27 protein-coding genes are annotated in these 24,989 nt (G+C 61.9%); 15 read left to right on the top strand and 12 right to left on the bottom strand.

The window, feature by feature from the left end:
• Nucleotides 1-153 precede the first annotated feature (153 nt).
• The 5 genes from EA798_RS15465 to rpoE are packed head-to-tail and all read right to left on the bottom strand — an operon-like array spanning nt 154 to nt 4,203.
• A complete protein-coding gene (locus EA798_RS15465) occupies nt 154-1,569 on the bottom strand; it encodes a DegQ family serine endoprotease (protein ID WP_106155571.1) in 1,416 nt (471 codons plus the stop codon).
• A 34-nt stretch (nt 1,570-1,603) separates the two neighbouring features.
• Entirely contained in the window at nt 1,604-2,056 is a 453-nt protein-coding gene (locus tag EA798_RS15460) for a SoxR reducing system RseC family protein (RefSeq protein WP_106155572.1), read from the bottom strand.
• Nucleotides 2,053-2,994, bottom strand: coding sequence for a MucB/RseB C-terminal domain-containing protein (locus tag EA798_RS15455; RefSeq protein ID WP_106155573.1), 942 nt, complete (start codon nt 2,992-2,994; stop codon nt 2,053-2,055). Before EA798_RS15455 ends, EA798_RS15460 begins: the two co-directional genes overlap by 4 nt.
• An 8-nt stretch (nt 2,995-3,002) precedes the next feature.
• Nucleotides 3,003-3,590 carry a sigma-E factor negative regulatory protein gene (locus tag EA798_RS15450; protein WP_122099492.1) on the bottom strand — a complete coding sequence of 196 codons (588 nt, stop codon included), beginning with the start codon at nt 3,588-3,590 and terminating at the stop codon, nt 3,003-3,005.
• A 31-nt stretch (nt 3,591-3,621) separates the two neighbouring features.
• A complete protein-coding gene (gene rpoE / locus EA798_RS15445) occupies nt 3,622-4,203 on the bottom strand; it encodes an RNA polymerase sigma factor RpoE/AlgU (protein WP_003282114.1) in 582 nt (193 codons plus the stop codon).
• 349 nt (nt 4,204-4,552) lie between these two features.
• On the opposite strand from rpoE, the gene nadB reads away from it, so the two are divergent.
• The gene (gene nadB, locus EA798_RS15440) at nt 4,553-6,169 is read left to right on the top strand and encodes an L-aspartate oxidase (protein ID WP_106155575.1); all 1,617 of its coding nucleotides are present in this window, start codon (nt 4,553-4,555) and stop codon (nt 6,167-6,169) included.
• On the opposite strand, the gene EA798_RS15435 is transcribed toward nadB, so the two are convergent.
• Nucleotides 6,138-6,593, bottom strand: coding sequence for a protein YgfX (locus EA798_RS15435; protein ID WP_122099491.1), 456 nt, complete (start codon nt 6,591-6,593; stop codon nt 6,138-6,140). The genes nadB and EA798_RS15435 overlap by 32 nt on opposite strands.
• Nucleotides 6,577-6,831, bottom strand: a complete 255-nt coding sequence (locus EA798_RS15430) for an FAD assembly factor SdhE (RefSeq protein WP_015277838.1) — start codon at nt 6,829-6,831, stop codon at nt 6,577-6,579. The genes EA798_RS15435 and EA798_RS15430 overlap by 17 nt, the downstream gene beginning before the upstream one ends.
• A 148-nt stretch (nt 6,832-6,979) precedes the next feature.
• Here EA798_RS15430 and ygfZ point away from each other — a divergent pair, with 148 nt between their 5' ends.
• The 3 genes from ygfZ (at nt 6,980) to EA798_RS15415 (ending at nt 9,533) form a co-directional block, all read left to right on the top strand.
• Entirely contained in the window at nt 6,980-7,927 is a 948-nt protein-coding gene (gene ygfZ / locus EA798_RS15425) for a CAF17-like 4Fe-4S cluster assembly/insertion protein YgfZ (RefSeq protein ID WP_122099490.1), read from the top strand.
• A gap of 111 nt (nt 7,928-8,038) precedes the next feature.
• Nucleotides 8,039-8,875 carry an HDOD domain-containing protein gene (locus tag EA798_RS15420; protein WP_122099489.1) on the top strand — a complete coding sequence of 279 codons (837 nt, stop codon included), beginning with the start codon at nt 8,039-8,041 and terminating at the stop codon, nt 8,873-8,875.
• A gap of 142 nt (nt 8,876-9,017) precedes the next feature.
• The gene (locus tag EA798_RS15415; protein WP_106155579.1) at nt 9,018-9,533 is read left to right on the top strand and encodes a DUF4142 domain-containing protein; all 516 of its coding nucleotides are present in this window, start codon (nt 9,018-9,020) and stop codon (nt 9,531-9,533) included.
• A 34-nt stretch (nt 9,534-9,567) separates the two neighbouring features.
• Here the strand turns inward: EA798_RS15415 and ung are convergent, their stop codons facing one another.
• A complete protein-coding gene (ung, locus tag EA798_RS15410; protein WP_106155580.1) occupies nt 9,568-10,263 on the bottom strand; it encodes a uracil-DNA glycosylase in 696 nt (231 codons plus the stop codon).
• A 250-nt stretch (nt 10,264-10,513) separates the two neighbouring features.
• On the opposite strand from ung, the gene EA798_RS15405 reads away from it, so the two are divergent.
• The 3 genes from EA798_RS15405 to EA798_RS15395 all read left to right on the top strand — a co-directional run bounded on the left by EA798_RS15405 (nt 10,514) and on the right by EA798_RS15395 (nt 13,884).
• Nucleotides 10,514-11,758 (top strand): ABC transporter substrate-binding protein, encoded by a 1,245-nt coding sequence (locus tag EA798_RS15405; protein ID WP_106155581.1) that lies wholly within the window; start codon nt 10,514-10,516, stop codon nt 11,756-11,758.
• 155 nt (nt 11,759-11,913) lie between these two features.
• The gene (locus EA798_RS15400) at nt 11,914-12,732 is read left to right on the top strand and encodes an enoyl-CoA hydratase (protein WP_122099488.1); all 819 of its coding nucleotides are present in this window, start codon (nt 11,914-11,916) and stop codon (nt 12,730-12,732) included.
• Between the two features lie 48 nt (nt 12,733-12,780).
• Nucleotides 12,781-13,884, top strand: a complete 1,104-nt coding sequence (locus EA798_RS15395) for an enoyl-CoA hydratase/isomerase family protein (protein WP_122099487.1) — start codon at nt 12,781-12,783, stop codon at nt 13,882-13,884.
• Between the two features lie 3 nt (nt 13,885-13,887).
• Here EA798_RS15395 and EA798_RS15390 read toward each other — a convergent pair whose 3' ends face one another.
• Nucleotides 13,888-14,310: a hypothetical protein gene (locus EA798_RS15390; protein WP_122099486.1), complete on the bottom strand. Its 423-nt coding sequence runs from the start codon at nt 14,308-14,310 to the stop codon at nt 13,888-13,890.
• 232 nt (nt 14,311-14,542) lie between these two features.
• Between EA798_RS15390 and rsxA the strand changes: the two genes are divergently transcribed.
• The 8 genes from rsxA (at nt 14,543) to EA798_RS15350 (ending at nt 22,126) form a co-directional block, all read left to right on the top strand.
• Entirely contained in the window at nt 14,543-15,127 is a 585-nt protein-coding gene (gene rsxA, locus EA798_RS15385; RefSeq protein WP_003282096.1) for an electron transport complex subunit RsxA, read from the top strand.
• Nucleotides 15,124-15,699, top strand: coding sequence for an electron transport complex subunit RsxB (rsxB, locus tag EA798_RS15380; RefSeq protein WP_003282093.1), 576 nt, complete (start codon nt 15,124-15,126; stop codon nt 15,697-15,699). Before rsxA ends, rsxB begins: the two co-directional genes overlap by 4 nt.
• Nucleotides 15,696-18,569, top strand: a complete 2,874-nt coding sequence (gene rsxC, locus EA798_RS15375) for an electron transport complex subunit RsxC (RefSeq protein ID WP_122099485.1) — start codon at nt 15,696-15,698, stop codon at nt 18,567-18,569. Before rsxB ends, rsxC begins: the two co-directional genes overlap by 4 nt.
• Before the next feature lie 105 nt (nt 18,570-18,674).
• On the top strand, nt 18,675-19,703 hold the full coding sequence (locus tag EA798_RS15370; protein WP_122099484.1) for an RnfABCDGE type electron transport complex subunit D: 1,029 nt from the start codon (nt 18,675-18,677) through the stop codon (nt 19,701-19,703).
• 2 nt (nt 19,704-19,705) lie between these two features.
• Nucleotides 19,706-20,479 carry an electron transport complex subunit RsxG gene (gene rsxG / locus EA798_RS15365; protein ID WP_122099513.1) on the top strand — a complete coding sequence of 258 codons (774 nt, stop codon included), beginning with the start codon at nt 19,706-19,708 and terminating at the stop codon, nt 20,477-20,479.
• Entirely contained in the window at nt 20,476-21,189 is a 714-nt protein-coding gene (locus EA798_RS15360) for an electron transport complex subunit E (RefSeq protein WP_106155588.1), read from the top strand. Before rsxG ends, EA798_RS15360 begins: the two co-directional genes overlap by 4 nt.
• Before the next feature lie 10 nt (nt 21,190-21,199).
• On the top strand, nt 21,200-21,838 hold the full coding sequence (gene nth / locus EA798_RS15355; protein ID WP_122099483.1) for an endonuclease III: 639 nt from the start codon (nt 21,200-21,202) through the stop codon (nt 21,836-21,838).
• 108 nt (nt 21,839-21,946) lie between these two features.
• On the top strand, nt 21,947-22,126 hold the full coding sequence (locus tag EA798_RS15350; RefSeq protein WP_003282969.1) for a PA3496 family putative envelope integrity protein: 180 nt from the start codon (nt 21,947-21,949) through the stop codon (nt 22,124-22,126).
• A gap of 53 nt (nt 22,127-22,179) precedes the next feature.
• Here the strand turns inward: EA798_RS15350 and gloA are convergent, their stop codons facing one another.
• The 3 genes from gloA to EA798_RS15335 all read right to left on the bottom strand — a co-directional run bounded on the left by gloA (nt 22,180) and on the right by EA798_RS15335 (nt 24,863).
• Entirely contained in the window at nt 22,180-22,572 is a 393-nt protein-coding gene (gene gloA, locus EA798_RS15345; RefSeq protein ID WP_003282968.1) for a lactoylglutathione lyase, read from the bottom strand.
• A 95-nt stretch (nt 22,573-22,667) separates the two neighbouring features.
• Nucleotides 22,668-23,885: an argininosuccinate synthase gene (locus EA798_RS15340; protein WP_106155590.1), complete on the bottom strand. Its 1,218-nt coding sequence runs from the start codon at nt 23,883-23,885 to the stop codon at nt 22,668-22,670.
• 60 nt (nt 23,886-23,945) lie between these two features.
• Nucleotides 23,946-24,863 (bottom strand): OmpA family protein, encoded by a 918-nt coding sequence (locus tag EA798_RS15335; RefSeq protein ID WP_122099482.1) that lies wholly within the window; start codon nt 24,861-24,863, stop codon nt 23,946-23,948.
• Between the last annotated feature and the right edge of the window lie 126 nt (nt 24,864-24,989).

Raw genomic sequence — 24,989 nt, 5'->3', positions numbered from 1 at the left:
CCGAAAATAGCCGCGAAGTGTAACTGATCAGCCCCGGCAGTGCCACGCACAAGCCATCCGTGCGCCGACCGACAGTGCTGACGCTCGTTTCAAGTACGCCAGAAACAACAAAGGGCGGTTCGAGGACCGCCCTTTTGTTTTCCTTCACCGATCTTATTCGGCCAGCTTGAAGGTGATGAAACTGGCACGCCCCTGCCGCAGAACGCGCATCGAAACCGAGCGGTTCTTCGGCAGTTGCTCGGCCACCCGGCCGAAGGTCGCTGCGGAGTTGATCGCCTGATTGTTGAGGTGGGTGATCACATCGCCGGGACGCAGACCAATCATCGCCGCCGGTCCATTAAGGATCTCGGTGATCACTACGCCGCCGGGCAGATCGAGGCTTTTCTTCTGCTCCTCAGTCAACTCGGTCACCTTGACGCCCAGGCGATTGTCGCTACGCTCCTGGCCGCCACCCGATGCCGCAACCGGCTCACCCTCTTCCGGCATGGCACCGATACTGACATCCAGCATCTTGCGATCACCGTCACGCACGACTTCCATTCGCGCTTTGCTGCCCGGCTTGAGCGCGCCAACCAGATGCGGCAGGTCTGCGGACATGACGATCGGCTTGCCGTTGAGGCTGAGGATCACATCACCGACGCGCAGCCCACTGCGCGCGGCCGGCCCACCATCCATGACCTGCGCAACCAGAGCACCCGCCGGTCGCTCGAGCCCGAAGGACTCGGCCAGATCCTTGTTCACTTCCTGTATCACCACGCCAAGCCAGCCTCGGTTGACCTTGCCGTCCGTGCGCAACTGGTTGGCCACATCCATCGCCACATCGATCGGAATGGCGAAGGACAGGCCCATGAAGCCGCCTGAGCGGGTGAAGATCTGCGAATTGATACCAACCACTTCGCCCTTCAGATTGAACAGCGGCCCCCCCGAATTACCGGGATTGATCGCAACGTCCGTCTGAATGAATGGAACATAGCTTTCATTGGGCAGGCTACGGCCAGTGGCACTGACGATACCGGCTGTCACGGTGTGATCGAAACCAAACGGCGAGCCTATGGCGAGTACCCACTCGCCTGCCTTCAGCTCGTCGGAGCGCCCGATCTTAACGGTCGGCAGCCCCTTGCCCTCGACTTTAAGTACCGCCACGTCGGAGCGCGGATCAGCACCTATCAACTTTGCCTCGAGCTCGCTGCGATCTGGCAGGCGCACGATGATCTCGTCGGCGCCAGCGACCACATGATTGTTGGTCAACACGTAGCCGTCGTCAGAAATGATGAAACCCGAGCCCAGGGATTGCGCCTCACGCTGCTGCCCGCGGCCAGGCGCGCCTGGCATCTGCGGGATGCTGTGCTCGAAGAATTCGCGAAAGATTGGCGGCAGACCTTCCAGCTCTGGAATCTGGGCCGTTGCGCCCCGCGCCGGGACCTTTTGCTTGGTGCTGATATTGACTACTGCCGGCGAGGCACTTTCCACCAGCGGCGTGAAGTCAGGCAAATTCGCCTGCGCCAGCGCGGCCTGCCCCAGCAATGCCAGCCCCGCCACGAAAGCGAAGCAGCCGTTTCGATTGAACATGACTACAAGTCTCCCCACTTACAAAACAAGAAGCTCAGGGACTCGCTGGCCCCGCGAGCATGGCGCGTAGAACCACTGCCTGCAGCTTCGGATCGCCTGCTGTATGCCGGCTCCGCATGCGCACGAAAAGCCAGGATATGCAGAATCCTCCGAGCCCGGCCAGAATGACGACAGGCTCACGCGCCGAAAACTGGGCCGCAGTCGCGGCCGCAGCCATCAGCATGATCAAGGGCAGAAGATAGACAAGGACAGCACCGCGCAGCAATACATCCTCGCGAATGCCAACAATCACAGCGTCACCGACCTGCAGGTGAAGGTCGCTCAGCGCTCGAATCAAACCTCGGCGCTCGCGGACACCGAGGCTATCCATCAGCCCTTGGCCGCAACCGCTTTTGGCCGAGCAACCGGAACAGGTGCTTTTACGCCGCGTCTCGACCCAAACCGCGCCACGATCCAGCGCAACCACCCGCCCCGGCTCTTCGATCATCGCTGCGCCTGTTCTGCACCGGTCCGCATGGAGAGTGCTACTCGCTCAGCCGTGCCGAGCGGTATTTCACCGACCACCGTGACCATCACATCGCCATCGGCAGTGCTGATACGTTTGGAGACGGCGACCGTCGGCCCCATCTGGCTACGCGCATCTTCAACCAACGCACCCCGCAGAGGCTCCATAAATACGGAGAACTTCGCCAGACCATCGCCATAAGAAAGCCATGACACAGTCTCAGAAGATGCAGGGCTTGGTCGCTGGTTGGCGTCCAGCAGCTTGAACCCTGCGGGCAACCAATCGGATCTCCACCCGGAAGACAGATTGGCCTCTCGCTTGCTGATGGAAACAGTCTTGCAGCCGGAACTAGCGGTCAGCTGCTGCTTATCGATGTCAGTGGAGAAATGCGTGAACTGGAAGCGTTCGAGCAATTGCCCCTTTTCATTGAGCATCAGCGACTTGAGCGGCAAGGCGGTGTCGCGATCAAGGTGCAGCTCGAACCCGTAACGATGCTGGTCTCGCGGAACGACAGCGAGCGCGACAGCTGGGCGACCCGCGACTCGTGAATCGCCAATCTGGCGAAACTCGTACCATTCGGAGAGCGCTTTCGGATCGAGACGCTGCCCGTGCCATGCCTGGGCTTCACGCACTTGAGCAGCCAGTTCATCGGTTGCGCATTGCATTTGCCCATCAACCAGCACGACTTCAGCAGGCGCACCGTCAAGCTGCAGCAACCGCTCCTGCACGCGACCTGCCTCGACCTGCTGCCACACAGCATGGCTGGAAAAGCTACCGTTGCGTTCGTAAACGAACGTACCCTCATAACTCTGCTTCTGCTCCGCCATTGCGAGGCGGCCCATCCAGGATTCAGCATCAGCAGCAAGGGCCGGCATCGATAGCCAGCCCCCAATCACCACATACAGCGGTAATACGCGCATGTTTCTCCCTAACGTTCTTCCATGCTGGCCGCGCGAGCGTACGGCAGCGCGCTCTCCGATCCGTTACTAAAGGCAGCTTGCTGGGCATGCTGGCGCACATAGGACGGCAGACGCTCTTCATGCCAGCGCTCAACCGGGGCGCTATCCGCGGCAGCCTGAGCAGGAGCTTCCGCCTGCTCACTGTAACCCGCGAGCACCGTCGGGCCCTGGCTGGTCTGCGGAACAGCGATGCTCGGCTGCGGTGCCTGCTGAGCGAGCTGCGGCCCCGCCACCTCGTTCTGATTGTACAGACGCACACCGGCCAGAACAGCTACGGTAACCGAAGCTGCGACTGCCAGACGACCCAGGCTCTTCCAGCCATTGCGCTGTGTCTTGACTGGAGCTGCCTCATCGGCCAGCGCAGCAGACACTGCTGCCGCGATGTCCAGGCGTGGCTCGATCAACTCCTTGTGCATGGCGGCACGGGCAAGTTGATAACGCGACCAGGTAGCACGCAGCTCCGGGTTGTCGCCTGCGAGCATGCGACGTAATTCCAACTCGTCCGCTTCGTTATCCATCACCGCGGACAGCGATTCATGCAGGGCTTCACGACTCATGGCGGTTCCTCTCTTGGCTGTCGCCGCTGTCTCAGGATTCATGCAACAAGGGTTGCAACGCTTTATCTATGGCTTCACGTGCCCGGAAGATCCGAGAACGTACTGTGCCCACCGGACATTGCATGACGCTCGCAATGTCTTCATAACTAAGACCATCAAATTCGCGCAGTGTTAGAGCAGTACGCAAATCTTCCGGCAAAAGTTGAATGGTTCGATGAACGGTGTCTTCAATCTCATCCCTGAGCAGCGAGCGCTCCGGTGACTCGATATCCTTGAGGGCATGATCACCTTCATAGAACTCGGCATCCTCGGAACTCACATCACTGTCTGGCGGCCGCCTTCCACGCGCCACCAGATGATTCTTCGCCGTATTGATGGCGATGCGGTACAGCCACGTATAAAAAGCGCTGTCGCCGCGAAAATTTGCAAGTGCACGATAGGCTTTGATAAACGCCTCTTGAGCAACATCCTGAGCTTCATGGGAGTCATGCACGAATCGCACAATCAACCCAAGGATCTTGTGCTGGTATTTCATTACCAGCAGATCAAACGCCCGCTTGTCCCCACGCTGCACTCGTTCAACCAGTTGCTGGTCCTGCTCCTGAGTCAACATGAGCGCACCTCCCCAGTAACGGAGTGGCGTCGCTCACACCAGTGAACCGACCTGCCAGAATAGACCCGGGCTTTACGCAAAAGTTCTCCCCCTCCTAGCAAGCTATCCTGCAATACCTGACGGCGATTGCACCACAGCGTTGCGCCAGCCCTGCTGACGACGCCGTCCTGGTGTCCATAGCAAACTCGCACCGCCCATACACGATGGCCAGCTGGTTTGCATTCATAACTGCCTATTGAGCGGCCTGATAACGAAAAGTTCCGTCTCGTTAGAAGACAACTACACAGTCGGCTATTTTGGCGCTACATCCCGTCTATATACTAGGGCTCGTTTTTCCGCGGAATTGGACATGAACCAGGTTCTACGATACGACGTGTTGGTTATCGGAAGCGGCGCCGCCGGCTTGACTCTCGCACTCAACCTGCCAGCCGATCTGCGCATCGCGGTGCTGAGCAAAGGTGATCTATCCAACGGCTCGACCTACTGGGCCCAGGGTGGCGTGGCTGCGGTCCTCGACACGACCGACACCGTGGAATCACACGTCGCGGACACGCTGATCGCTGGCGGCGGCCTGTGCCATGAAGATGCCGTTCGCTTCACCGTCGAGCACAGCAACGAAGCGATCCAGTGGCTGATCGAGCAAGGCGTGCCATTTACGCGGGACGATGCACCGGATCGCGAGGATGGCAGTTTCGAATTCCATCTGACCCGCGAAGGCGGTCATAGCCATCGGCGCATCATTCACGCCGCCGACGCCACTGGCGCGGCGATATTCAACACGCTGCTCGGTCAAGCCAGGCAAAAGGACAATATCGAACTGTTGCAACAGCGTGTCGCGGTTGACCTGATCACCGAGCACAAGCTTGGCCTGCCCGGCAGGCGCTGCCTGGGCGCATATGTGCTCGATCGCAACACCGGCGAAGTGGAAACCTTCCAGTCACGCTTTGTGGTATTGGCCACTGGTGGAGCCGCAAAGGTCTACCTGTACACCAGCAACCCTGACAGTGCCTGCGGCGACGGCATTGCCATGGCCTGGCGTGCAGGCTGCCGCGTGGGCAATCTGGAGTTCAACCAGTTTCATCCGACCTGCCTCTACCATCCGCAGGCAAAGAGTTTCCTGGTCACCGAAGCCCTGCGCGGAGAAGGCGCACTGCTCAAGCTGCCGAATGGCGAACGCTTCATGCCGCGCTTCGATACCCGTGAGGAGCTGGCGCCGCGCGACATCGTCGCACGCGCCATCGACCACGAGATGAAGCGATTGGGCATTGACTGCGTCTATCTGGATATCAGCCACAAGCCGGCCGACTTCATCAAGAGCCACTTCCCCACCGTCTACGAACGCTGCCTGGAATATGGCATCGACATCACCAGCCAGCCGATCCCGGTGGTTCCGGCAGCCCATTACACCTGTGGCGGCGTGGTCGTCGACCAGGCCGGACGAACCGACATTCCGGGCCTGTACGCCATTGGCGAAACCAGCTTCACTGGGCTGCACGGCGCGAACCGCATGGCCAGCAACTCACTGCTGGAGTGCTTCGTCTATGGTCGTGCCGCCGCCCAGGACATCCTCCGCGAGCTGCCCCATATCACCCACAGCGCGACGTTACCCGCCTGGGATGCCAGTCAGGTCACCGATTCCGATGAAGACGTCATCATCGCGCACAACTGGGACGAGCTGCGGCGCTTCATGTGGGACTACGTCGGCATTGTTCGCACCAACAAACGTCTGATGCGCGCCCAGCACCGGGTACGCCTGCTGCTCAGTGAGATTGACGAGTTCTACAGCAACTACAAGGTCAGCCGGGATCTGCTCGAGTTGCGAAATCTCGCCCTCGTGGCCGATCTGATGATCCGCTCAGCCATGGAGCGCAAGGAAAGCCGTGGCCTGCACTACACGCTCGACTATCCGCAGCTACTACCCCAAGCGCTTGACACTATCCTGGCGCCGCCCACCTTCGCCGACTGAACTTGAGCCGCACCCGCAAACGGCGATGCTGCTCGCGCGGCAGCGCGTCACGCGGGATGCAGATACTGTCAGCGCAGCGCCGGCCAGGTAAACGAAAGCGCAGGACCACCACCTGAGGCAGGGCGAGGCTGTCAGGCAACAGCTGGATCGGCTGCCAGCCCTGCTGCTGGCTCCACAGATGCCAACCATCCTCATCGTGACGCAGACCGCGCCACGAGCCGCGACTGGACAGCAGGACGCTGCGCGGCACCACATAACCCGCATGGGCAAGGCATGAAAGCAGGCAAATGAGCTGCAGCCAGACCGGCGCAGCCGACGTGAGGATTGCCGCCAGCGCAAGCACCTGAGCGGCAATGTAGAACGTCAACAGCAGACCTGACGGCTGCCATTGGCATTCGAAGGGCGAATTACTCGGGCTGGACACGATCCAGAATCATGCGGACCATGCGCCGCAGATCCTCGTCCTCCGGCTCACCGCGCTGCATGAACCACCCGAACATGTCCTGATCCTCACAGCTCAGCAGCTTGCGGTAGCGGCGCTGATCTTCCTCATCGAGGCCTGGATAGACCTCCTTGACGAAAGGCACCAGCAAAACATCCAGCTCCAACATGCCACGACGGCTCTGCCAGAACAGGCGATTGAGTTCGGATTGCTCAGCCATACATCGGCTCCTTTTGAGAAGGCGCGCATTATAGCGACTGCGCCGAGCTCATCAGTTGCTTTTTTCATCGCACGGCAAACCGGCCACCACGCAACCGTTTTCATCGGCCTGCTATGATGCCCACCCCGGATTCTGACGACGACCGATCATGACCGACACTGCTTATTTCTGCGTTCTGTCGCATGAAGGCGTCCTTGCCGTGCGCGGCCCGGATGCCAGCAAATTTCTTCAAGGTCAGCTGACCTGCAACCTCAACTACCTCAATGCCGAAACCTCCAGCCTCGGCGCACGCTGCACACCCAAGGGGCGCATGCAGTCGAGCTTCCGCATCGTACTGGACGGGGATGGCTACCTGCTCGCGATGGCCAGCGATCTGCTGCAACCGCAACAGGCCGACCTGAGCAAGTACGCAGTGTTCTCCAAGTCTCGCCTGAGCGATGAAAGCGGCGCATGGTGCCGATTCGGTCTTGCCGGTGGCGATGGCTCGCTGGTCAGCCTTGGTCTGGACCTGCCACAGACCGCGGATAGCGTCGTGCGCAACAACGGCATGATCGCCATCCGCCTGGCAGACGGTCGCTCAGAGCTCTGGGTATCAAGCGGCGAAGCGAACCAGGCTCGCATGCGCCTGGCCGCGCAACTACAGGAAGCGCCGGTGGACCGCTGGCTGCTCGATCAGATCCGTGCAGGCATCGGCCAGGTGTTCGGAAGCACACGTGAGCTGTTCATTCCTCAGATGATCAACCTTCAGGCACTCGGCGGGGTGAGTTTCAAGAAAGGCTGCTACACCGGACAGGAGATCGTGGCGCGCATGCAGTACCTGGGCAAACTCAAACGCCGCCTGCATCGCCTGGCCATCGACGGCGCCCAGGAAGATTTGCCGGCGCCGGGCGTGGAGCTTTTCTCTCCGGTGCACGGCTCAAGCGTTGGCGAGGTGGTCCTGGCGGCGGCCTGTCCCGAGGGAATCGAACTGCTCGCAGTGGTACAGGAGGATGCCGCAGCAGATGGCCGCCTTTACCTCGGCTCGCCCGACGGTCTGCCCTTGAGTCTGCTGGATATCCCCTACAGTCTGAATCCGGACCAGGAAATCCAGCGCTAGTGCGAACCGGAGCCAGAAAGCAAATCCCTAGAGGCGCACCATAGGCGGATGCCAAAAACCGGCTGGCCAGAAGCGCCCGAGCGACACTGACCGACACCATAAAGGAATGACATGAGCACCCTTGCCGAGAAAGTCCAGCGTGAACTGACCCTGGCGATCGAGAATGATGAGCTGGTTCTGCCCACCCTGCCCGAAGTCGCCCTGCGGGTGCGCGAGGCAGCTGAAGATCCGGACATCAGCATTCCGGCGCTGAGTAAAGTGATCGGTAACGATGCGGCGGTTACTGCCCGCATCATCAAGGTGGTCAACAGTCCGCTGCTGCGCAGCAGCCGTGAGATCGATGACCTGCAGATGGCAATCAGCCGTCTGGGCATCAACTACACCTGCAACCTGGCCACCGGTCTGGCAATGGAGCAGATGTTTCAGGCCACCACAGACGTCGTCGACCGCAAGATGCGCGAGGTATGGAACAAGAGCACCGAGGTTGCCGCGATCAGCCACGTGCTCTGCCGACACTACACGCGACTGATGCCGGATCAAGCGACACTTGCGGGCCTGGTTCACCAGATCGGGATACTGCCGATCCTGACGTACGCCGAAGAACACAGCGCCTTGCTTGCAGACTCGTTCAGCCTCAACCATGTCATCGATAAGATCCACCCCATGGTGGGGGAGAAGATCCTGCGCGCCTGGGACTTCCCGGATGCCATTGCGTCGGTCGCCGGCCAGTACACCAATTTCCAGCGCGACTCGGCCAAGGTCGACTACGTCGACATCGTGCAGGTCGCGACGCTACAGAGCTACATGGGTACCCAGCATCCCTATGCGCAACTGGACTGGAGCGCAGTTCCGGCTTTCGCCAAGCTTGGGCTCGACCCCAGTGAGCTGATGCAGGAAGACGAGGATTTGTCCGCAGCCATGGACGCGGCGATGACCATGCTTCAGTAAGCGCCCCTGCACCACCGTTCGCCCGAAAGCGAGGAACCGTCCCTCATGACGCCTAGTCACAAAAGGGACGGCAATTTCGCCGCATCGCGCCTTGTGTCGAGCCTGCCGGTCGGCACGAGCCTGGTGAAGTAAGGAGAACGCAATGACCAAAACAACCAAGACAATCTTCTCGGGCGCCTTCGCCTTACTGGTCGGCCTGGCCGCCAACATGGCGGTTGCTGCCGAAGGCGATAATTTCGTCGACGAGGCGTCGGCCAAGGGCATCGCGGAAATCGAAACCGCCCGGATGGCGCTGGACAAAGGTACGTCCGAGGACGTGAAACAATTTGCCCAAAAGATGATCGACGACCACACCAAGGCCAATCAGCAGCTAGCTCAGCTAGCCCAGCAGAAGAACCTGGAAATGTCCGACGAGGCAACGCTGATGGACAAGGCCAAGGCCATGATCCTGAAGCTGCGCGATGGCGAGAACTTCGATCAGGCCTATGCCAACAACCAGGTCGTGGCGCACGAACAGACCATCGAGCTGTATCAGGATTATGTGAACGATGGCGAAAATGCGGATCTGAAACAGTTTGCCCAACAGGCGCTACCGAAGCTGGAAGAGCATCTGAAACACGCCAAGGACCTGCAAGCCAAGCATGGCAACAAGAACTGAACCGAAGGCCCGATGTCCCCCGGCAGGCATCGGGTCACACCTCCGCCGGCAGTCGCCAGTCGATCGGCTGAATCCCTTGCTGGATCAGAAACTGATTGGCTCGGCTGAAGTGCCCATTGCCGATAAATCCACGATGCGCCGACAACGGCGACGGATGTACCGACTTCAGCATCAGATGCCGTGTCGCATCGATGAGCTTCGCCTTGGACTGCGCATGCGCACCCCATAGCATGAACACCAGGTGCGGGCGGCGCTCGCCAACCACCTCGATGATGCGGTCTGTGAACCGCTGCCAGCCCGCCTTGGCGTGCGACCCCGCAATTCCCTGCTCGACGGTAAGGGACGTGTTCAGCATCAGCACCCCCTGCTCCGCCCAGGACTGCAGATAACCGTGGCGCGGAATCTCCAGATTCAGATCGCGCTTCAGTTCCTTGAAGATGTTCTGTAGTGATGGCGGTGGCGTTACGCCGGGTTGCACCGAGAAGCACAGGCCGTGAGCCTGACCGGGACCGTGGTAGGGGTCCTGCCCGAGAATGACAATCTTGACCTGCTCCAACGGAGTCGAGTTGAGTGCGTTGAAAATCATAGGCCCCGGCGGATAGATCGTCTTGCCTGCCGCCTTCTCGTTCCGAAGAAACGCGCCGAGCTCGCGCATGTACGGCTTGTCGAACTCATCGCGCAATGCGTCCTTCCATCCTGCTTCGAGCCTGATGCGGTCGTCCTGGGTCATGAGCTATTTCCGGGTGGCCAAGCCGCCGAACCCTAAAAAACCCGGCCATCGATGTCAACGGCTAAACGGCGCCGTCGTTGCGCTACCGCAATATCAACCCCCCTCCTTTAGTCATAATCGCACCTGGCTCACGTACTGATGCGGACGCGGCTTCCAGAGCTCACATAAAGAGTGACGCAAGCCCCGGCCGCAGGTTAAAAAAGCCCACTGCCAATAAACCAATAACAAAAGCGATAACAAGGAACATGCAATGAACCGGATTACCCTTTTGGCGCTAGGGCTGGGGTTCTGTCTTACGGCTCAGGCTGCCGACCCCATCACGCTCGGCCTCAACTATCCCCGTACTGGCAGCTACAAGGAAGAAGGTCTGGCGCAGATGCGCGGCGCCCTGATGGCCATCGACGAGATCAACGAGGCTGGTGGCGTTCTGGGCCGCCCTCTGCAGCTGATCAGCCGTAATACCGCCTCGCGCCCGGACAAGGCCATCGCCAACGTCGACAAGATGGCTGACGAAGGTGTGGCGATGCTCTTCGGCGGCGTTTCCAGCGCCGTGGCGATTGCCGCGAGCAAGCGGGCCAAGGAACGCGGCCTGCTTTACTTCGGCACGCTGACGTATTCCAACGACACCACGGGCAAAGACGGACACCGCTACATGTTCCGTGAATGCAACAACGCCTGGATGAGCGCCCGGGTGCTGGGGCAGTACCTGAACGAGAACATGCCCGGCAAGACCTACTTCTACATCACGTCCGATTACACCTGGGGCCATACCAGCGAAAGCTCGCTGCGCCAGGCCACGGGCACGGTCGACCAGAACAGGCATCAGGGCGTCAAGACCGCGTTCCCCGGCGCACGCCTGTCCGACTACCGTGCGGCTTTGGAGAAAGCCTCCAACAGTGGTGCCGAGGTATTGGTGCTGGTTCTGTTCGGCGAAGACATGGTGCGTGCCATGCGCATCGCCGATGAGCTTGGTCTGAACAAGAAGATGCAGATCGCAATCCCCAACCTGACGCTTTCCATGGTCGAGCTGGCCGGCCCTGACATCATGCGTGGCGTGCTTGGAACGGAGCCCTGGACCTGGCGGGTTCCCGAGCTGGAAGGTTCCGAGCGCGGCAAAGCGTTCGTGCGCAACTTTGGCGAGCGTTATCAGACCCACCCCTCCAGTTCCGCCGCATCGGCCTACAGCATCGTCTACCAATGGGCGGATGCCGCCACCCGTGCCAAGAGCATCGGCAGCGAGCAGGTCATCAGCGCACTGGAGAACCACAGCTATAGCCTGCTCAAGGGGCAGCAGCAGTGGCGCGGGTTCGACCACCAGAACGTGCAGACCGTCTATGCAGTTCGCGTGAAACCCCGCGAGGAAGTGCTCAAGGACCGCTTCAAGCAGGACTATTTCGAAATCGTCCACCGCCTCTCCGGCGAACAGGCCGCGCCGACCTTGGCCGAGTGGCAGGAAGAGCGTCGCGCCGGCGGCCAGCCGACTAGACTACAGTGATCGATGCGGTGCGCCTGAGAGAGGCTCAGGCGCACCGCCCGGCTCTGCTGATGGATCGAAACGCTGCAACCTCCGCAGCGCAGAGGGACTCTGAAGAGCAGCGGCGCTAGCGCGTCGCACATCGGCCGAGCCTGACACGCCACGAGGATTTCGACATGAGCACTGCTGTAGAGCCCTATCAAGCCGGTGTCTTCGATCTGACACACAAACTGACCGTGGAAAAACACGGCCACACCGCCCTCATCACCATCAATCATCCGCCCGCCAACACTTGGGACCGTGAGTCGCTGATCGGCCTCAAGCAGGTCGTCGAGCACCTTAACCACGATGACGATATCTATGCGCTGGTAATCAGCGGCCAGGGCGAGAAGTTCTTCAGCGCAGGCGCGGATCTCAAGCTGTTTGCCGATGGCGATCGAAATCGTGCCCGCGAGATGGCCCGCCGCTTCGGCGAAGCGTTCGAGGCGCTACGGGATTTTCGCGGCGTATCCATTGCCGCCATCAACGGCTTTGCCTTGGGTGGCGGGCTTGAGTGTGCGCTAGCTTGCGACCTGCGTATCGCCGAGCAGCAGGCGCAGATGGGACTGCCTGAAGCCTCCGTCGGACTGTTGCCCTGCGCAGGTGGCACACAGGCGCTGGCATGGCTCGTTGGCGAAGGCTGGGCCAAGCGCATGATTCTCTGTGGCGAGCGCATCACCGCCGAAACCGCGCTGCGCATCGGCTTGGTGGAGCAGGTGGTGGAGCCGGGCCAGTCACGCGGGCACGCCCTGCTGCTGGCCTCCCGTGTCGCACGGCAGAGTCCCGTGGCGGTAAGGGCAATCAAACCTTTGATCGACGGCGCTCGGCAGCGCTTGCCGCATACCTTTGGAGCAGCTGAGCGCGAGGCCTTCGTCGAGCTGTTCGAGGCTGAGGATACCCTTGAGGGTGTCAACGCCTTCCTGGAAAAACGGGACCCACGCTGGCGCAACCGATGACCGCCTGAGCGGGCATCAGACCGCAAGCTCCCGGCGATGAGGCTGCCCATGAAAGTCATTTTCGAAGAACGCCCTGCACTACATGACGCGCGGATCGCCATAGCCACCCTGGACGCGGAGCAGCAGCTCAACGCGCTAAGCCTGCCGATGATTGAAGCATTGCTCGATCGGTTCGCTCGTTGGGCCGCCGACCCGGATGTCGTCTGCGTACTGTTGCGTGGAAACGGCATGAAGGCATTCTGCGCCGGCGGCGACGTTCGCCGCCTGGCCGAGGCGTGCCGAGCGGCACCTGGTGTCGTGCCAGCACTGGCCGAACGCTTCTTTGCCGATGAATATCGTCTCGTCCACCTGATGCACCACTATCCCAAACCACTGCTGTGCTGGGGCCACGGCTATGTCATGGGCGGTGGCATGGGGCTGCTGCAGGGCGCAACGATCCGTATCGTCACACCGGACAGCCGTTTGGCGATGCCGGAAGTGGCCATCGGCCTGCATACCGATGTCGGCGCGAGTTGGTTCCTGCCACGCCTGCCCGGCAGACTGGGCTTGTTTGCCGGCCTCACCGGCACCCAGATCAATGCCCGCGACGCGCTGGATGTTGGCCTGGCCGACCGCTGCCTGACAAATGAACAGCAGTCCGACCTGATCGAGGGATTGGTGCAGATCAATTGGCAGGAGTACGCCGCCGGACAGCTCCACAGCTTGCTGCGCGCCCTGGGCAAGCAGGCGGCTGACAAACTGCCCGAGGGGCGCCTGCTCAAGCGGCGCGGGCGGATAGATGAGCTGCTGGATGTGGCCGAGCTGGCACACGCCTGGCACGCACTGCTCGCCCTGCACAGCGACCCGGACGACGTTTTTGCCGGGGCTGCTCACGCCGTGAGCAACGCCTGCCCGCTCAGTGCCCACCTGATATGGCGTCAGCAGGCGCACGGACGCAAGCAATCGCTGACGCAGGCGCTGCAGACGGAATACGCGCTGAGCCTCAATTGCTGTCGTCACCCCGAATTCGCCGAAGGGGTGCGGGCCCGCCTGATCGATAAGGACAACCAGCCAAGCTGGCACTGGCCGGACGTATTCAACATCCCGCAAGCGGTGATCGACGCCCATTTCCAGGCGACATGGGCGGGGGCGCACCCACTGGCTGAGCTCTAGTTCTCAGCGCCGATAGTACTGGTGCCGCCCGCCTCGCTCGTAGTGTGGCCGCAGTCGATGGTCGCGCCCATCCCTGACTACCGGCGGGCGCTGATGGCGATGCTCCTGCCGCCAGTGGTCTCGGCGCTCGAAACCGCGATGACGGTCGTAGTACTGCGGCGGCAGCTGGCTCTGATAGCGCGGCGGCAGGTTCCGTGGATACTGCGGGTAATGAGAATAAGGGCTGCGCGGATCGTACTGCTGCGGACGGCTGTCATGCCGGTACCCACGGTTGTAGCCCTGGCCGTAGTAACGCGAACTCTGGCTGTTGTAGTAGCGAGGGTTTTCGGCCTGGAAAATCCATACGCCATCTCGGCGGTCCGCCTGTGCCGGCAGGCTCGTGCCCAGCCCGAGACAGAGCAGGACGAATAGCGAACGAATGCTCATGGCTACCACCTCCGATGGTTTCACAGGCTTCGAATCATCAGACCACAACCGCGCCTTGACTGCTGAAACAGCAGACAACCGGCGCTTGCAGCATTTCTTCAGCCTTGTCCGGACGTCGCTCAATCGACGCGACGGACTGCCGCAGCTTGTATGGCTGCGACGGCTTCCCGATAATAGCGGCCCTTTAGCCCCACAGCTCTCGCAAAGCGCGACGGAACGGGACAAATCCTAGATGACCGAACTCGCCCTGATCATGGTTAGCGCCATCCTGGTCAACAATTTCGTGCTGGTGCAGTTCCTCGGTCTGTGCCCGTTCATGGGCGTTTCGAAGAAGATCGAAACAGCCATCGGCCTGTCGCTGGCGACCACCTTCGTGCTGACGCTTGCGGCCATGTGCAGCTACCTGGTTCAGCAGTACGTGCTCAAACCGCTGGACCTGGAATTCCTGCGCACCATCAGCTTCATTCTGGTGATTGCCGTAACCGTTCAGTTCACCGAGATGGTGGTAAACAAGACCAGTCCGCTGCTCTACCGTGTACTCGGCATCTTCCTGCCGCTGATCACCACCAACTGCATCGTCCTAGGTGTGGCGCTGCTCAATGCCAACAAGGCCGAATTCACCTTCCTGACCGCCACCGTCAACGGCTTCGCCGCGGGGCTGGGCTTTTCCCTGGTGCTGGTGCTGTTCGCCGCCATGCGTGAGCGCATCGCCATCGCCGATGTGCCGAAGTCGTTCCAGGGCGCGGCGATCGGCATGGTCACCGCCGGGCTGATGTCCCTGGCCTTCATGGGCTTTACCGGGTTGATCAAGCTATGAGTGCGGTTCTCATCGCAGTGCTTGCACTGCTCGCCCTGTGCCTGCTTGGCGGTGCCATCCTCGGTTTCGCCGCCGTGCGCTTTCGCGTCGAAGGCGACCCCATCGCCGAACAGATCAATGCCCTGCTGCCCCAGACCCAATGTGGCCAGTGCGGCTATCCGGGCTGCAAGCCCTACGCCGAGGCCATCGCCGGCGGCGACAAGATCAACAAGTGCCCGCCGGGCGGCGAGGCAACCATCCAGGCGCTGGCTGACCTGCTCGACGTCGAGGCAGAGCCGCTGGATGCCGAAGGTGGAGAAAAGCCGCAGATGGTCGCCTACATCCGCGAAGCGGAATGCATCGGCTGTACCAAGTGCATCCAGGCCTGCCCGGTGGATGCCATCGTCGGCGCGGCGCGACAGATGCACACCGTGATCATTTCCGAATGCACCGGCTGCGACCTCTGTGTCGAGCCCTGCCCGGTGGACTGCATCGACATGATCGAAGTCGGCAGCAACCTGCAGAGCTGGAAGTGGAACCGGCCGTTGGCGCCCGGCCAGCTGATCGCGACTGACCGGGAGCAGGCCGCATGACCTCATTGAAGATATGGGACATCCACGGTGGCATCCATCCACCGGAGCACAAGGAGCTGTCCAACCGCACGCCGATCCAGCCGGCACCGCTGCCCCAACGCCTGATTCTGCCGCTGGCGCAGCACCTGGGCGCCCCGGCGGAGCCTTGTGTCACGCCCGGCGAGCGGGTGCTCAAAGGCCAACAGATCGCGACCGCCAGCGGCTTCGTCAGCGCACCTCTGCACGCCCCCACGTCCGGCGTGGTCAGCCTTATCGGCCCACAACCCTTTCCTCACGTATCGGGCATGCTCGCCAATGCGATCGTCATCGACAGCGATGGCGAGGACAAATGGATTGATCTGCATCCGCAGCCCGATTACCAGAAGCTCGAGCGCAGCGCGCTGCTCGAATTGATTCGCCAGGCCGGTATCAATGGTCTGGGTGGCGCGGGTTTCCCCACCGCAGTAAAGCTCAGCCCCCCGCCGACCCAGACGATCCGCACGCTGATCATCAACGGCACCGAGTGCGAGCCGTACATCACCGCCGACGATCTGCTGATGCGTGAAAAAGCCGCCCAGTTGGTAGCAGGTATCGAGATCCTCGCGCACCTGATCCAACCGCAGGACGTGCTGATCGGCATCGAGGACAACAAGCCCGAAGCCATCGCCGCGGTGCGCGCGGCCATCGGTGAGCGCCCCTTCGTGCTCAAGGTCTTTCCGACCAAGTACCCCTCCGGCGGCGAAAAGCAGCTGATCCAGATCCTCACTGGCGAAGAGGTGCCCAGCGGTGGTCTGCCAGCGGATATCGGCATGCTCTGCCAGAACGTCGGCACCTGCGTTGCCATCCATGACGCCGTGCTGCTCGGCAAGCCGCTGATCTCGCGCATCACCACCCTCACTGGCGAAGCACTGGCGCGGCCGATGAACGTCGAGGCACTGATCGGCACGCCGGTCGGTGAACTGCTGGCGTTCGCCGGACTCGAGCAGAACAGGCTCAACCGTCTGATCATGGGCGGCCCGATGATGGGCTTCACCCTGCCGTCCCTCGAGGTACCGGTGGTCAAGACCACCAACTGCCTGCTGGCCAGCACGCTTGAAGAACTGCCGCCGCCACCACCAGCGCTGCCCTGTATTCGCTGTGGTGAATGCGCCGAAGCCTGTCCGGTCAGCCTGCTGCCACAGCAACTGCACTTCTTCGCTCTCGGCCAGGAACACGAACAGCTCAAGGCACATCACCTGTTCGACTGTATCGAATGCGGCGCCTGCGCCTACGTCTGCCCATCGAGCATCCCGCTGGTGCAGTACTACCGCGCCGCCAAGGGCGAGATCCGCGAGCTGGAGCAGAAGCAGCAGAAGGCCGAGCACTCCAAGCAGCGCTTCGAACTGCGCCAGGAGCGTCTGCGCCGTGCCGAGGAACAGAAGGAGGCCGAGCGCAAGGCCCGCGCCGAACGCGCCGCACGTGCCAAGGCGGCGCAAGGCGAAAGCGCGCAGGTGGCCTCTGATACCGCCGCTGCAACCCCCAGCGCAACGCCCAAGTCGGGGCTCTCGGAAACTCAGAAGAAGCTGAAGATCGACGCCAGCATGGCCCAGGTCGCGCTGAAGAAAGCCGAAAAGCAACTCGCCTCTCACGACACGCCCGAACTGCAAGCCCAGGTCGCCGATCTGCGCAAAGCCGCCGAAGCGGCGCAGCAGGCGCTCGATGCCGCCATCCAGCAGAGCGCCAGCGCCGCGCCTACCGCCAAGCCAGCAGACGACGAGGCGCTGAAGAAGGCCAAGATCGAAGCGGCCATGCTCAAGGCGCAGATCCGCAAGCTGGAGAAGCTCGAAGTACCGGACGACGACCAGCAGGCCGAGCTCGCTCGTCTGCGTCAGCAGCTGCACGAAGCCGAACAGGCGCTGGCCGCCGCACAGAGCGCCGCGCCTGCCTCCACCGCCAAGCCGGCCGATGACGAGGCGCTGAAGAAAGCCAAGATCGAAGCGGCCATGCTCAAGGCACAGATCCGCAAGCTGGAGAAGCTCGAAGTACCGGACGATGACCAGCAGGCCGAACTTGCTCGCCTGCGCCAGCAACTGCACGACGCCGAACAGGCGCTGGCCGCCGCGCAGAGCGCTTCGCCTGCCCCCACCGCCAAGCCGGCCGATGACGAGGCGCTGAAGAAGGCCAAGATCGAAGCCGCCATGCTCAAGGCGCAGATCCGCAAGCTGGAGAAGGTCGAGTCACCGGACGACGACCAGCAGGCCGAACTTGCTCGTCTGCGTCAGCAGCTGCACGACGCCGAACAGGCGCTGGCCGCCGCACAGAGCGCCGCGCCTGCCTCCACCGCCAAGCCGGCCGATGACGAGGCGCTGAAGAAGGCCAAGATCGAAGCGGCCATGCTCAAGGCACAGATCCGCAAGCTGGAGAAGGTCGAGTCACCGGACGACGACCAGCAGGCCGAACTTGCTCGCCTGCGCCAGCAGCTGCACGAAGCCGAACAGGCGCTGGCCGCCGCGCAGAGCGCCGCGCCCGCCCCCACCGCCAAGCCGGCGAACGACGAGGCGCTGAAGAAGGCCAAGATCGAATTGGCGATGAAACGCGCCGAACTAAAGAAAGCTGAGAAGGCCGGTGCAGAAGAGGCGGAGCTCAATCGCCTGCGCGACGCACTGGGCGCAGCCGAGCAAGCCTTGCATGCCGCAGAAGACGCCTCGAAAAAGCCTGCGCCGGAACTGGTACGCACCAGCAAGCCAGGCGTCGATAATCGCCAGCGAGAGCTCAAGACCGAAGTCGCCTTCGCCCGCGCCGATCTGCGCAAGCTGGAGCGCGACGAGAATGCAGAGCCAGCCGAGGTAGAAGCGGCCCGCACACGGTTGAATGAAGCGGAGCGACAGCTCGCGGACTACCAAGACTCATGAGCGCTGCGCAGCATGGAACAGGCGCGTCGCTGCGCCATTAACGGATCTGATTCGTCGGAAGGTTGCTTAGCCTTCCAATGACAACGTTTTAAACCCGGAGAGCCAATGGCCCTGCCCCGCATCACCTCACCCCATGCCAAGGGCCCCAGCCGTACCCAGCGGGTCATGCTGCTGGTGCTTGCAGCCACGCTGCCCGGCGTGGTCGTCCTGACCTGGCTTTACGGTGCCGGCACGCTGATCAACCTGGCCTGGGCCTGCGCCGCGGCGCTGGGTTTCGAAGCCGCAATTCTCCGGCTGCGCCAGCGGCCGGTGGGCTTCTTTTTGCGCGACGGTAGCGTGCTGGTGACCGCGGTGTTGCTGGCACTGGCTTTGCCGCCCTACTCACCCTGGTGGCTGACACTGATTGCCACTGGCTGCGCCGTGGTTTTCGGCAAGCAACTGTATGGCGGACTCGGCCAGAATCCTTTCAACCCGGCGATGATCGGTTACGTGGTGGTGCTGATTTCCTTCCCGGTGGAAATGACCACCTGGCCGGTGCCGCACAGCGTCGGATTTAGCGCCGGCTTGCAGCACATCCTCGGCATCGCCTCGCTTCCCGATGGCTGGACCCAGGCCACAGCCCTTGATGTATTGAAGGTAAACAAAAGCCTGACCATCGACGAACTGTGGAGCAACCCGGCCTTCGGCCACTTCGGCGGCATCGGCTCGGAAGTGGTGAACCTGGCGTTCCTGGCTGGCGGCCTGTTCCTGCTGCACAAAAGGCTGTTCAGCTGGCACGCGCCGGTTGGCATGCTTGGTGCCCTGCTGTTGATGAGCCTGGTGTTCTGGAATGGCTCGGGCTCCGATAGCAATGGGTCGCCACTGTTCCACCTGCTCAGCGGTGCCACCATGCTCGGCGCCTTCTTTATCGTCACCGATCCGGTCAGCAGCGCCACCAGCCCGCGCGGACGCCTTATCTTCGGTGCTGGCGTCGGTATTCTGGTGTATGTCATCCGCGCCTGGGGCGGCTATCCGGACGGCGTGGCCTTCGGCGTGCTCCTGATGAACCTGGCGGCCCCCACCATCGACTACTACACCCGCCCGCGCACCTACGGTCACCGTAAGGCCGAGCGCGGCTTCAAGCTGGGCGAATGATCATGATGCTTCCGGAAATCAGCCGCTCGATGCTGAAGAACGCCGCCGTGCTGGGCTTGTTCGCGATCGTCACGGTAGGAGCGGTCACCTTGCTTCAGCAAGGCACCGCCGAACGCATCCAGGCAGCCGAGCGCGCCGCGCAGGTACGCGCTCTCGGTGAAATCCTGCCCGCCGCCAGCTATGACAATCATCTGCTCGATAACAGCGTGCTGATCCAGGACCGCTTGCTGGGCAACCGAAGCCCTCTGCCGGCCTATATCGCCATCAAGGACGGTCGGCCGACCGCCGTGATACTTCAGGCTATCGCCCCGGATGGCTACAGTGGCGCCATCCATCTACTGGTCGGTATTCGTGCCGACGGCCGTGTCGCCGGAGTCCGGGTCATCGGCCACCGGGAAACGCCAGGCCTGGGTGACAAGATCGACCTGGCCAAGAGCCAGTGGATTCGGGGTTTCGAAGACAAATCGCTGAACAACCCGGAGGCTGAGGGCTGGGCCGTGAAGAAGGATCGCGGCGAGTTCGACCAGTTCGCCGGCGCCACCATCACACCGCGGGCCGTGGTCGGCGCAGTGCACCGCGCGTTGCAGTACTTCGATGCGCACAAGGCCGAACTGCTGAAAAGCGGCGGCGAGACGACCGAGGCCACTGGCGATACCCTGGAAAGCCGCAGCGAACCCGAGGGAACCACCGTACATTCCCGGGCCGGCAGTGCCGCCACGCGCGACGAACTGCGCACCACCGAGCCGGCCGCCGAGCCGCAAGGGGATCAGCCATGAGCACACCCAGCTACCGCGAACTGACCGTCAACGGCCTGTGGAAGAACAACCCTGCACTGGTGCAGCTGCTCGGTCTCTGCCCGCTGCTCGGCGTCAGCAACTCGGCGGTCAACGCTCTCGGCCTCGGCCTGGCGACAATGCTGGTGCTGACCTGTTCGAACATCGGCGTCTCGCTGGTGCGCGGCGTGGTCAACACCGCGGTACGCCTGCCCGCATTCGTGATGATCATCGCCGCGCTGACCACCTGCATCGAACTGCTGATGCAGGCCTTCACCTACGAGCTGTACCAGATTCTCGGCATCTTCATCCCGCTGATCACCACCAACTGCGTGATCCTCGGCCGCGCCGACGGCTTCGCCGCCAAACACAATCCGCTGATTGCGGGCTTCGACGGCCTGGTCATGGGCATCGGTTTCTGCCTGGTGCTGGTAGTGCTCGGCGGCCTGCGCGAGCTGTTCGGCACAGGGGCGCTGTTCGCCAACATGCACCTGCTGTTCGGCCCGATCGCCGCTGACTGGCAGATCACCCTGTTCAGCGACTACAAGGGTTTCCTGCTGGCCATCCTGCCGCCTGGCGCATTCATCGTCCTCGGGCTGCTGATTGCGCTGAAGAACCGGATCGACCACCAACTTGCAGAGCGCGCCCGCGCCGCCCAGCCAGCCACGCCAGCCGCCAGTCGTCGTGTGCGCGTAACCGGCGTGATCGAGTGAGCCTGGCCGGATGAACAGCGAAAAACGCCGGGAGATTTTCCGACGCTTGCATGAAGACAATCCCGAGCCGAAGACCGAGCTGGCCTACACCACGCCCTTCGAACTGCTGATCGCGGTGATCCTCTCGGCTCAGGCCACCGATGTCGGAGTCAACAAGGCCACTGCCAGGCTGTTCCCGGTGGCCAATACCCCAGAGGCTATCTACGCGCTTGGCTACGACGGACTGTGCGAGTACATCCGCACCATCGGCCTGTATCCGAGCAAGGCGAAGAACGTCATCGAGACCTGCCGCATCCTGATCGAGCGGCATGGCAGCCAGGTGCCCGACAACCGCGAAGCTCTGGAAGCCCTTCCCGGGGTAGGCCGCAAAACCGCGAATGTGGTGCTCAATACCGCATTCCGCCAGTTCGCCATGGCCGTGGATACCCATATCTTCAGGGTCAGCAACCGCACAGGCATCGCTCCCGGCAAGAACGTGCTTGAGGTCGAGCGCAAGCTGATCCGCTTCGTGCCCAAGGAATATCTTCTCGATGCGCACCACTGGCTGATCCTGCATGGGCGCTATGTCTGCAAGGCGCGCAAGCCGCAATGTGGCAGCTGCCGGATTGAAGATCTGTGCGAATACAAGCACAAGACTTCCGACGATTGAGCGGGCCAGCAAAAAGCTTGCACCGCGATTGAAAAAAACTTTTTTACCGGCTTCGATTTTGCGGCTATAAGGTGCGCCAAGAGCGCCCCGTAGCCTTGGAGTGAACAAGTGGCCGAGAAAGAAGACATTCAGATCGAAGACGATTTCATCGCCGAAGATGACGACGAGAGCAGCGAAGCGCCCGTCGAGGTCGCCAAGACCAATCTGACCAAGCGCCGTATCATCGACAACCTGCTCGAGGAACGCCGCCTGCAGAAGCAGTTGAACGACTTCGACTTCGATCTGTAAAAGAAAAAGCCCCGAAAGGGGCTTTTTCACATCCGCTTGTTCCATGCCGCCGATCAGTCGGCGCGCTTGGGCGAAAGCAACTCAATCTTGTAACCGTCCGGGTCCTCGACGAACGCCAGGATGCTGGAACCATGCATCATCGGTCCCGGCTCACGGGTGATCTTGCCACCGCGCGCCCGGATATCTTCGCAGGCCTTGTAGACGTCCTCGACCTCCAGGGCGATATGGCCATAGCCGTTGCCCAGTTCGTAGGTCTCGACACCCCAGTTGTGGGTCAGCTCGATGACGCTGTTGTGCGCTTCGTCGCCGTAGCCGACGAAGGCCAGGGTGAACTTACCGTCCGGATAGTCTTTGCGGCGCAGCAGGGTCATGCCCAGCACTTCGGTGTAGAAGGCGATGGACTTTTCCATATCGCCGACACGCAGCATGGTATGCAGCAGTCTCATGATTCAGGTCTCCTCGTTCGGCAGCGCTTGTGGCAATGCAGAAAGTACAACCCCGGCACATGGCCGGGGTCGGTGGGCTCAGGCGCGCCAGCTTATCAGAACTGGGTGCGGCCCTTGCCGGCAGCGATGCGCATGCGCAACGCATTGAGCTTGATGAAGCCGCCAGCGTCCGCCTGGTTGTAGGCGCCGCCGTCTTCTTCGAAGGTTGCGATGTTGGCATCGAACAGCGAGTCGTCCGACTTGCGGCCGACGACGATGACGTTGCCCTTGTACAGCTTCAGACGCACCACGCCATTCACGTTGACCTGAGAGGCATCGATCATCTGCTGCAGCATGCTGCGCTCGGGGCTCCACCAGTAGCCGTTGTAGATCAGGCTGGCGTACTTGGGCATCAGCTCGTCTTTGAGGTGCGCAACTTCACGGTCGAGGGTGATCGACTCGATGGCGCGGTGGGCCTTGAGCATGATGGTGCCGCCCGGGGTCTCGTAGCAGCCGCGGGACTTCATGCCGACGTAGCGGTTTTCGACGATGTCCAGACGACCGATGCCGTTTTCACCGCCGATGCGGTTCAGCTCGGCCAGTACCTGGGCCGGAGACATGTCCTTGCCGTCGATGGCGACGATATCGCCCTTGCGGTAGGTCAGCTCGATGTAGGTCGGGGTGTCCGGCGCCGCTTCCGGCGACTTGGTCCAGCGCCACATGTCCTCTTCGTGCTCGGTCCAGGTGTCTTCCAGCACGCCGCCTTCATAGGAGATGTGCAGCAGGTTGGCGTCCATGGAGTACGGCGACTTCTTCTTGCCGTGGCGCTCGATCGGGATGGCATGCTTCTCGGCATAATCCATCAGCTTCTCGCGCGACAGCAGGTCCCACTCGCGCCACGGAGCGATCACCTTTACGCCGGGCTTGAGTGCATAGGCGCCCAGCTCGAAACGCACCTGGTCGTTGCCCTTGCCGGTGGCGCCGTGGGAGATGGCGTCGGCGCCGGTCTCGTTGGCGATCTCGATCAGGCGCTTGGCGATCAGCGGACGGGCGATGGAGGTACCCAGCAGGTATTCGCCTTCATATACGGTGTTGGCGCGGAACATCGGGAAGACGAAATCGCGGACGAACTCTTCGCGCAGGTCATCGATGTAGATTTCCTTGACGCCCAGAGCCTGCGCCTTGGTGCGCGCCGGCTCGACTTCTTCGCCCTGGCCGAGGTCGGCGGTGAAGGTCACCACTTCACAGTTATAGGTGTCTTGCAGCCACTTGAGGATCACCGAGGTGTCCAGGCCACCGGAATAGGCCAGAACTACCTTCTTAACGTCCGCCATGCCATCAGCTCCACGGGTTTGTACGGAAAGCCTGCGATTCTACCGGTCATGGCCTGGCTTTTACAGGGGCGCGCCGTTGGCAGGCGCCTCGGACGACGGCGCGGCAGCCGTCGCTGGCGCCGGAGGGGTAGCTTCTCGAGCCAGACGCATGGTGACTCGGCGATTCTTGGCGCGGTTTGCCTCGCTGCTGTTGGCCACCAGCGGATAGCGTTCACCATGAAAGCGCAGCGTGATCTGCTCCACCGGGACGCCGTTGGCGACCAGGTATTCCTGCACCGCCAGCGCGCGACGACGTGACAGGTCGCGATTGAGCAAGCGGTTACCGCTGTTGTCGGAGTGACCGTCAAGCTCTATGCGGTTCACGCTGGGGTCGGCACGCATGTACTGCAGGATGATATCGAGCTTGGCGCGACCCAACGGATCGAGCACCACATCGCTACTGGGAAAGCCGATCTGCGACTGGCGGACCTGATCGAAGTTGACCGGCAGCAGCTTGGCCGTACAGGCGCGATAATCTTCGTAGGCCTTGCCGAAGCGCGCCGGCAACAGGCGAATCTCCAGCGTGTCGCCGCCATGCAGCGTGCGATGCCTGACGACCGGGCTACGCCCTTCGAGCAGACCGGCCAGCAACCTCCCGGCCTGTAACTGGGTACTGTTGAACGGAATCTCGCCGCCGCCCACCGAAACCACGCCGAGATTGATGTCGCCACGGGCAGGCTGCCAGGGTGCAGCCGCCGCAAGCAGCGTCGCCGACCCGGCACTCAGCCAGCGTTCCGGTGATTGCAGGCGGAAAATCGCCTGCTCGCCGGCCCGCCGGACGAACTCGCCACTGCCAAAACCGGCAATCGGCTGAATCAGCCGGCACTCGAACTGATCCCCTTCCACCTGCCACTGCACACGCTCCAGCCGAGTCTGAAAGGTCAGGGCATTGGCCGGTGAAGCGAGCAGGCACAGCAGGACGAGGGGGCGCAGGCGCACGATGAGCTCCGAGAGGATGCGTATTCCTCCTAGGTATCGGTGCCAGGCCGGCAAACTTGAGCAAGCCCCCGTGGCGCCCCGCGTTTCACAGACGAAGGCAAGATGCCGCGCCCCGGCTTTTCCGGT

The sequence above is a fragment of the Pseudomonas songnenensis genome, from assembly GCF_003696315.1.
GTDB lineage: Bacteria > Pseudomonadota > Gammaproteobacteria > Pseudomonadales > Pseudomonadaceae > Stutzerimonas > Stutzerimonas songnenensis.
Note: the sequence above shows the minus strand (reverse complement) of the source record. Positions and strands in the feature narration are given on the sequence as shown.

Coding starts and splice junctions, on each gene's coding strand:
- EA798_RS15465 (WP_106155571.1), bottom strand. CDS start 1,569: ATGTTCAATCGAAACGGCTGCTTCGCTTTCGTGGCGGGGCTGGCATTG.
- EA798_RS15460 (WP_106155572.1), bottom strand. CDS start 2,056: ATGATCGAAGAGCCGGGGCGGGTGGTTGCGCTGGATCGTGGCGCGGTT.
- EA798_RS15455 (WP_106155573.1), bottom strand. CDS start 2,994: ATGCGCGTATTACCGCTGTATGTGGTGATTGGGGGCTGGCTATCGATG.
- EA798_RS15450 (WP_122099492.1), bottom strand. CDS start 3,590: ATGAGTCGTGAAGCCCTGCATGAATCGCTGTCCGCGGTGATGGATAAC.
- rpoE (WP_003282114.1), bottom strand. CDS start 4,203: ATGTTGACTCAGGAGCAGGACCAGCAACTGGTTGAACGAGTGCAGCGT.
- nadB (WP_106155575.1), top strand. CDS start 4,553: ATGAACCAGGTTCTACGATACGACGTGTTGGTTATCGGAAGCGGCGCC.
- EA798_RS15430 (WP_015277838.1), bottom strand. CDS start 6,831: ATGGCTGAGCAATCCGAACTCAATCGCCTGTTCTGGCAGAGCCGTCGT.
- ygfZ (WP_122099490.1), top strand. CDS start 6,980: ATGACCGACACTGCTTATTTCTGCGTTCTGTCGCATGAAGGCGTCCTT.
- EA798_RS15420 (WP_122099489.1), top strand. CDS start 8,039: ATGAGCACCCTTGCCGAGAAAGTCCAGCGTGAACTGACCCTGGCGATC.
- EA798_RS15415 (WP_106155579.1), top strand. CDS start 9,018: ATGACCAAAACAACCAAGACAATCTTCTCGGGCGCCTTCGCCTTACTG.
- ung (WP_106155580.1), bottom strand. CDS start 10,263: ATGACCCAGGACGACCGCATCAGGCTCGAAGCAGGATGGAAGGACGCA.
- EA798_RS15405 (WP_106155581.1), top strand. CDS start 10,514: ATGAACCGGATTACCCTTTTGGCGCTAGGGCTGGGGTTCTGTCTTACG.
- EA798_RS15400 (WP_122099488.1), top strand. CDS start 11,914: ATGAGCACTGCTGTAGAGCCCTATCAAGCCGGTGTCTTCGATCTGACA.
- EA798_RS15395 (WP_122099487.1), top strand. CDS start 12,781: ATGAAAGTCATTTTCGAAGAACGCCCTGCACTACATGACGCGCGGATC.
- EA798_RS15390 (WP_122099486.1), bottom strand. CDS start 14,310: ATGAGCATTCGTTCGCTATTCGTCCTGCTCTGTCTCGGGCTGGGCACG.
- rsxA (WP_003282096.1), top strand. CDS start 14,543: ATGACCGAACTCGCCCTGATCATGGTTAGCGCCATCCTGGTCAACAAT.
- rsxB (WP_003282093.1), top strand. CDS start 15,124: ATGAGTGCGGTTCTCATCGCAGTGCTTGCACTGCTCGCCCTGTGCCTG.
- rsxC (WP_122099485.1), top strand. CDS start 15,696: ATGACCTCATTGAAGATATGGGACATCCACGGTGGCATCCATCCACCG.
- EA798_RS15370 (WP_122099484.1), top strand. CDS start 18,675: ATGGCCCTGCCCCGCATCACCTCACCCCATGCCAAGGGCCCCAGCCGT.
- rsxG (WP_122099513.1), top strand. CDS start 19,706: ATGATGCTTCCGGAAATCAGCCGCTCGATGCTGAAGAACGCCGCCGTG.
- EA798_RS15360 (WP_106155588.1), top strand. CDS start 20,476: ATGAGCACACCCAGCTACCGCGAACTGACCGTCAACGGCCTGTGGAAG.
- nth (WP_122099483.1), top strand. CDS start 21,200: ATGAACAGCGAAAAACGCCGGGAGATTTTCCGACGCTTGCATGAAGAC.
- gloA (WP_003282968.1), bottom strand. CDS start 22,572: ATGAGACTGCTGCATACCATGCTGCGTGTCGGCGATATGGAAAAGTCC.
- EA798_RS15340 (WP_106155590.1), bottom strand. CDS start 23,885: ATGGCGGACGTTAAGAAGGTAGTTCTGGCCTATTCCGGTGGCCTGGAC.